Source organism: Xanthomonas sp. LF07-6, assembly GCF_034105445.1.
Taxonomy (GTDB): Bacteria; Pseudomonadota; Gammaproteobacteria; order Xanthomonadales; family Xanthomonadaceae; genus Xanthomonas_A; species Xanthomonas_A sontii.
In genome coordinates, this window is record NZ_JAXGGI010000028.1 from 1 (window position 1) to 6,831 (window position 6,831).

The following is a 6,831-nucleotide window of genomic DNA, read 5'->3' on the forward strand; positions in this document are numbered from 1 at the left end:
TAGGCGCCAAGCAATTGCAGCGGGGCAGGGCTTAGATCCAGTTGAACTTCCTGCAACCGGCCCGCGGCAAGATCGTCCTGGCATGGGTAAGCAGCAACGATTGCGAAGCCAAGGCCCTGACGTGCGCCCGCCACCGCAGGTTTCCCGCTGTTGACGCGATAGCGGCTACGCACAGGAACCTTCACGATGCTAAATCCGGTGCCGAAAAATCGCGCTGGGATCCACGTTGGCGATAATAATCTGCTCCGTAGCTCTATCTGCATCGCCGCGAAGCGGCGGGCGCGACTGTCTCGGCGGAGGGGCGGTCGCTGTCTTGGCCGTTGGTATGGTGAGTGGAATATCCACGATTCGACGCCTTTCGGGTGTTGGCACCCGAAGCCAGGTGATGCGGATCTGGTTGAGATGTCCCGGTCGAGCCCGGACCTCGATCGGTGGCAGCCACTAGCTGTGATCTCTCAGTAGGTTGTTCATCCGGGGCATCTCTGGAAGATGGGGGTTACCAAGCCAACCCAGCCCCCAGGAGCCCCGGATGAACCTGCATCAACATGCCCGTTTGAGCCCTCGCGGTCGAGCCCTGCTGGTGGATCGCATCCTTGTTCATGGGCTGCGCGTGGAGGAGGCGGCGCATGCCGCCGGGGTCAGCGTGCGCACTGCCTACAAGTGGCTCAGGCGGTTCAAGGAAGAAGGCACGGCGGGGCTGATGGATCGCTCCTCGCGGCCACGTCATTGCCCGCACGCTATTGCGCAGTCCATCGTGGATCAGGTCCTTGAGCAGCGCCGCTGCCGGCAAACCTACCGCCAGATTGCCGGGCAGCTTCCTGTGGCACCAAGCACCATTGCCCGGTTGCTGCGCCGCGCCGGCCTGCACCGGCTGGCCGAGCTGGAACCGGCGCTGCCGCACAATCGCTATGAATACGCCCAACCCGGCCAACTGCTGCATCTGGACATCAAGAAGCTGGCCCGTTTCCGCCAGCCCGGCCACCGCGTGACCGATGATCGGACGGTCACCTCCCGTGGCATTGGCTGGGAGTACGTCCACCTGGCCATACGCCGCTTCCGACGCCTTGTCCGACGGCTCGGCCTGCGCCATCTGCGAACCCGACCCTACACGCCACGCACCAATGGCAAGGCCGAGCGGCTGGTGCAGACCAGCCTGCGAGAATGGGCTTATGCGCGCTCCTATATCGACTCCACACAACGCGCCAACGCCTTCCCCGGCTGGCTGCATCACTACAACTGGCATCGACCACACGCCAGCCTCGGCTACAAACCTCCCATCTCCCGAATTCCACTGAACAACGTGGTGGGTTTACACAACTAGCTCGCGCTGCTCTTCACACTGCTTTGGAGATGTGCTCGGAGCACCAAATCCAGACCTTTGGTGTAGCCGCGTCGGATCAGGCCTTCGGGTGCGCGCAACTGTCAGTCTCGCCCGGCAATCTGTTCCAGGGCGTGACTGCGCGCCGATCTGGCTTGATCGTCCAACTCGAGGCCAAAGGCAGCGATCACGCGGTCGATGCGGTGGCCGCACAGTTATAGCATTTCAGGCTCGATCGCCGGCAGATTCAACCATATCTAACTACCTCTCCGCTCACTTCGCTCAGCATCGCAAGCCCACGCTCAGGAAGTTGAAGGTGCGTCATCGGACATTCCGAACCCAGCAGGCACCAAGCCCAGCACTGGCACCTGTCAAGTCCGCATGGTCACGTTCCCATATGAGCGGCCGTCATCAGAATCGGAATTCGCCACATCGGCAGCGACCATCGATGCCTGGTACTAAGCGACGAATCGAAGAATTGCAGGGCGAGTTTCGTTTGTGTGTGCTCTTGTCGGCCGCACAGCCAATTGTGATTATTATCACTTTTTGAGGTCGGCGAAGAATGGATAGTTCAGTCACATGATGCGTGAATTGCGCATTACAGGCCGTCCTTTCGTGACTCTCATTTACTTCTGTCTACATTGGTAAACAAAATTTGGGTTCTGTTCGTGCATATCATCCGCGCGAACCGTCCTGGCGGCTCTTGGTCCTATGTGTCGCGCAATGTTCTGCGCTCCGCTGTCCTTGTCGCAGTTGACACGCTGAAATGGCCAGCGTAATAATCGATGAACGCAGCCTGTCTCGAACAAGAAGACAAGGTCTTCGGCAAGGGGATTATATCTTTTCACCATTTTTCTGCGCTTTTCGGCGGAGTAAATGGATGCTTTTTGCTATTTTATTTTCAATTGGCTGCTGGTTTTCAGTAGGCCTCTGTGGCATTTGACGCATTTTTAGAAGTGGGCGTTTACCGCCTCGATTTCTTCGAGTCGCGCCCGTAATCCCAAACGTGGCAATCGGCGTCTCCGCGCTCCTTATCGGTCCGCGTATGTGCAATGACATGGACGTTTATTAAAGATGCTAAAAAATCCTCAGGCGATGTTCTCTCGGCGGATACCCCAGGCAACTGGTGAAAACGGCGTCCCCGTGGCGGCGCAGCAAACTGGGGTATGGCTGCATTGCCAGATCGCCGCCGAGCGCGGACTCTACAACCTGGTTTACGTGCGCAAGTTTGGTCACGTGCTCGACGATGGTGCAGCACGGCGTGCGATTCAGGACATCGTCGCCCGGCATCCCGCGCTGCGGGCGCGCTTCGGCGTCGTCGATGGTAAGGTCTTACAGCGGATTGTCGGCGACATGCAGGTTCCGTGGTCGTTGAGGGACACCGTCTGTGTAGACGATGCCGGTACGTGTCACAGCTTGCAGTTCTGTGTCGACGAATGTCTCGACCATGTCTTCGATCTGGCGCAGGGTCCTCTGCTGCGCATGACTCACTTGCGCTCAAATAGCCGCAGCATACTGGTACTTACAGTCCACCACATCTGTTTCGACGCACTGTCTCTGGCCATATTCGAGAAGGAGTTCGATGCGCTCCTGGCATTCCACACCGGTGCTGGAGCCGAGCCCTTTCCGCGTCGGCCGACCAGCTACTTGGACTACTGCACGGCGCAACGCCTGCAATGGAGAACGCAGGCTTACGCCCGACAACTCGATTATTGGCGAAGCACGCTCAAGGGGCTTCCTGCCTCGCACGCGTTGCCACTCAGGCAGGCGCGTACCGAAGGACGCGGCTATCGAGGCCAAACATTCGTCTGTGTCATGGATCCCGTACCTTCTCGGCAACTGCGCGACTTGTCCGCACGGCTGAACGTCACGCTATTTACGGTGCTGCATGCGCTGTTCGCGGTTTTGCTCGCGCGCCATGCCAACAGCAGCGACACCGTGATCGGTGTTCCATTCGCCAAGCGGAACGCCGCTGATGGTAGTGGCAACGGCCTGGAAGACGTAATCGGACTTTTCGCCGATCCGGTGGTGTTGCGCCTGAATTGCCGGGCCGGACTGCGCTTTCGCGAATTGGTCGCGGAAGCGCATCGGGCGAGCATCGACGCCTTGGCCAACAGCGACGTTCCTTTCAGCCACCTTGTGAAAGACCTGCAGCATGGACGGCCGGGGCCTGTCCCGCCGCTGTTTCAGGTCATGTTGAACATGGTCGACGACGATGAAGCCGCCGAATCTGGATTCCAGCTCGTCGCATCGCCGCTGGCGAAGTACGACCTCAATCTGCATGCTTCCGGCCAGCGCGACGGCCGAGTCGAATTCCACTTCAACTACAACGCGGACTTGTTCGATCAGAGATGGATTCAGCGGCTGCAACGGCACCTGTTCCGGTTGGCAGCGTCGGCGGCTTCCGATCCGGATGCAGACATCCATGCGCTGACCATGCTGGAACCGTCGGAGCAGGAGCGTTTGTTGGCATACTCGCATTCTGATGGCGGCGACATCGAGCCCTTCCGGCCGCTGATCGATCAGTTCGATGAACACGTGCAACGGCATCCCGAGGCAATTGCGCTAGCCGACGAGCACACGCAGGTCAGCTTCGGCGATCTTGCCGTTCGCGTGGAGCGGCTGGCCAGCGTCATCCGCACTGCCGTCGCCGATACGGCCCTCAGCGGAGCGGAACCGCTCGTGGCGGTGCATGTGCCTCGCGGCGCGCAGACACTGTTGGTCATGCTCGCCACGCTCAAGGCGGGCGCGGCGTTCCTGTGTCTGGACGAGCGCTCGCCGGTGGCGCGTAACCGCAGACTGCTGGCGGATGCGTCCCCGCGGGTCTTGGTGACCAACGATGTTGCTCGATGCCGGGCCGCATTCGGTGAGGACGCCACCATCGTGGACATCGATGCGGCATGCGACGCCGCGGGCGGCGCGCCTGCAGGAAACAGGGGCAGGGGTGAGGAACTGATGTATGTCGTCATGACATCCGGCTCCACTGGCCATGCCAAGGGCGTAATGGTCGAGCATCGGCAATTTGCCGCTTTCATGTCCGGGTTCGCACAGCAATGCGCGGCGCTCGGCGAAGCGCTTCCGTCGACCTGGCTCATCAGTCACTCGTTCACCTTCGACCCCTCGCTCATCGGGCTTGGTCTGCTCTGCCGAGGAACCAAGGTCGTCGTGCTTTCACATGCGCAGATGACAGACCCGGCGGCGGTCGCCGATCTCATCCAGCTGCACCGACTGCAGGTGTTCAAGACATCGCCCGCCTTCGCTGCTGCGCTGGTGCCTTATCTTCCGCAGACGGGGCACAGGCCGCATTTGATCGTCGGCGGCGACGATACGGCGTCGTCCACGCTTGCGACATTGCGCCGCTACCGCACTCGTGCCGAGCGCCGCGTGCTCAACGCCTATGGTCCGACCGAGACCACGGTGAACTGCACGTTCGCCGAACTCGACGATGTGGTCACCATCGGCCGTCCGATGGTCGGCTGTCGCGTTCATGTGCTGGGCGACGGGCTGGAATTGTTGCCGTTGGGTACCGTCGGCGAGCTGCATGTCGGTGGTGAATATGTGGCGCGTGGCTATCTCGGACGCGCCGACCTCACCGCGGCAGCCTTCGTGGATGATCCCTTCCAAGCGGGTGGCCGACTTTATAGGACCGGCGATTTCGTGCGCTGGCAGGATGACGGCAGGTTGCAGTTCATCGGTCGGCGCGACATGCAAGTCAAGGCCCGCGGCTTCCGTGTCGATCCGGCAGAGGTGGAGCAGACTATCTTGGCTTGTGAGGCGGTGACTGATGCGCGGGTCATCCTGAACCCGCGGACGCAGCAGCTCGTGGCATTCGTCATTGTCGGCTCCAATGATGCTTGCGTTGCCGATGTGCTGGAGCAGGTGCGTCGCACGGTTGCCACTCACTTGCCCGACTACATGCAGCCTTCGCGCTATGCCAGCCTCGCCGCATGGCCGATCACCGAAAACGGAAAGCTGGATCGTGCCGCCTTGCTTGCCGATGACCTTTTCCTCGATGCCGAGGTGAAGGAGGAAGGAGCGGTTCCGGCAGATGCGGTCGAGTGGCAAATGGCGCAGATATGGTCCGCGCTGCTCGGCGTGGACGAAGACGCGATCCGGTCGAACAGCTGTTTCTTCCGATTGGGTGGCCACTCGCTGATCGCCATCCAGCTCTGTGGCCAGATCCACGAGCGTTTTGGCTGCCTGTTGCCGGTACGCGATATTTTCGACCACTCGCAGCTGACTGCGATGGCATCGCGGGTGCGTGACGCCGGGACGCGTAACGACCTGGCCGCGATTCCGTCGCTTGCTGGCGATGTCGTGCGCATTCCGGCCTCCTACAGCCAGAGCAAGTTCTGGCTGGTCGACAACGTCAGCGGGCGAGGAGACCGTTTCAACCTGCTGATTCCCATCGCGCTGCCCGCAGGGTCGCTGGAGGCCGACGTGCGCGCTGCGCTCGGCCTGATCGTGACGCGCCACCAGGCGTTGCGAACGACCTTCGAGTACCAGGAGTGTTTGTGGCAGATCGTGCACGAGCAGCCGGGCATCTCCCTGATCGCCGCGGATCTACGCGAGATTGACGCCGAGCAGCGCAGCTCGGTCCTGGCCGACCTGCTCAAGGCTGAAGCAGGAAGGATCCGCGATCTTGGCATCGGGCCTTTGCTCGATGCGCGATTGATCAAGCTGCCCAAGCAGGATTGGCTGCTGCTCAATGTGCATCACATCGCCACCGATGCCTGGTCGAACGATGTGCTGTCCGCCGAACTGCGCCAGGCGCATGCGGCGATCGCTGCCGGCCGCCGCCCGCGATTGCCGGCGTTGCCCGTGCAATACCGCGACTACGCAGCGTGGCAGCGTGCGCGGATCGGCGACAGGCTGCCAATGTTGGAAACCTATTGGCGCGCTCGCCTGGACGGAGCGCCCGCGACCCATTCGCTCCATTTGGATCGTCCGCGTCCGGCCATCCACAGCGGGCGTGGTGCGGTGCATACGCAGCATATCGAGCCATCGGTGCAGCAGCAGCTGTCGGCGGTCTTGTTCGAACACCGTATGACGCTGTTCATCGGCCTGCAGGCGGTGTTCTCCGCATTCCTCGCCCGCTGGAGCGGCGAGCGCGAGGTCGTCATCGGCACGGCCACTGCCAATCGCGATCATCCGGAGACGCGGCATCTGGTGGGTGCCTTCGTGGACACAGTGGTGTTGCGCAACGAGATACGTTTCGAACTGCCGTTCGCCGAGCATCTGCGCAGCACGCGCGAGGCTCACCTGCATGACCAGTCCTATTTCGACATGCCGTTCGAGGTGCTGGTGCAGACGCTCAATCCCGAGCGCGGCAGCCACAGTGCCTTTTTCCAGGTGGTGCTCAATCTGGTCTATTCCGCAGACGACGGGTTCGCCGAGTTGACCAGGGAGGCGTCGTTGTCGGACACAGCCTTGCCCGTCAGCGTCAACTACGATCTGACGCTGTATGCCAAACCGACATCGCACGGGATCGAACTGGATTGGTGCTACGCAAG

The 6,831-nt window shown here is 61.3% G+C and carries 2 protein-coding genes and 1 pseudogene; 2 read left to right on the plus strand and 1 reads right to left on the minus strand.

Annotation, left to right across the window (positions count from 1 at the left end; genetic code table 11):
* Nucleotides 1-185, minus strand: a pseudogene (locus SLW56_RS20695) (LysR family transcriptional regulator); the annotation flags it as partial.
* Nucleotides 186-529: 344 nt separating this feature from the next.
* On the opposite strand from SLW56_RS20695, the gene SLW56_RS20700 reads away from it, so the two are divergent.
* Both SLW56_RS20700 and SLW56_RS20705 read left to right on the plus strand, forming a co-directional pair.
* Nucleotides 530-1,321, plus strand: coding sequence for a leucine zipper domain-containing protein (locus tag SLW56_RS20700; protein WP_320695399.1), 792 nt, complete (start codon nucleotides 530-532; stop codon nucleotides 1,319-1,321).
* 1,140 nt (nucleotides 1,322-2,461) lie between these two features.
* Nucleotides 2,462-6,831, plus strand: a 4,370-nt coding sequence (locus tag SLW56_RS20705) for a condensation domain-containing protein (RefSeq protein WP_320695400.1), incomplete at its 3' end; no start/stop codon positions are given.

Excerpts from the sequence above, each read along its gene's own strand:
- SLW56_RS20700 (WP_320695399.1), top strand. The coding sequence starts at position 530 with ATGAACCTGCATCAACATGCCCGTTTGAGCCCTCGCGGTCGAGCCCTG.